2 protein-coding genes are annotated in these 456 nt (G+C 62.7%); both read right to left on the bottom strand.

The window, feature by feature from the left end; genetic code table 11:
- Positions 1 to 282: FixH family protein (locus tag EN780_RS37710; RefSeq protein WP_189557189.1), on the bottom strand; the 282-nt coding region annotated here is incomplete at its 3' end.
- Positions 279 to 456, bottom strand: a 178-nt coding sequence (locus EN780_RS37705) for a FixG Ig-like domain-containing protein (RefSeq protein WP_281035425.1), incomplete at its 5' end; no start/stop codon positions are given. The genes EN780_RS37710 and EN780_RS37705, both read right to left, overlap by 4 nt.

Genomic DNA, 456 nt, shown 5'->3' with positions numbered 1-456 from the left:
CGGCTTGCCTGCAGCGTCGGAGAGGCTGTAGCGGACTTCGCCCCATGCGATGGTCAGCTTGCCGGTCCAACCGAGCGCTGCTTGAGCGCGGCCGGCCTCGGCCTCCTTGTTGAATTGCTGGCTGGCCACATAGGTGTTCTCGACGACGAGGCCGGTCCAACTCGTATTGGCGAGCGTGGCCATGGTCAGGTTGACCGCGATGACCACCCCGAAGAAGGTGAGAATGATGGCCAGCATGTGCCTGCCGGTGAATTCGCGAGGCTTTTGGGCATTGGCGGTCATTTGGCGGCCTCTGGCGCGTTGAATGTGGCGGCGTACTCGTTCGACTCGAAGCTCGCCTTATCCTCGGCACGGAACTTGAAGGTCTGCGCCGGGGCGTGGATCTGGTCCGCCGGTTGGCGAACGAAGACCTTCAACGTTTTCAGGCGGTCGGGTTCGACCGGGATGGCGAAAGAC

The organism is Mesorhizobium sp. M4B.F.Ca.ET.089.01.1.1 (genome assembly GCF_004022605.1).
Classification (GTDB): Bacteria; Pseudomonadota; Alphaproteobacteria; order Rhizobiales; family Rhizobiaceae; genus Mesorhizobium; species Mesorhizobium abyssinicae.
This window is presented reverse-complemented; position numbering and strand designations above follow the sequence as displayed.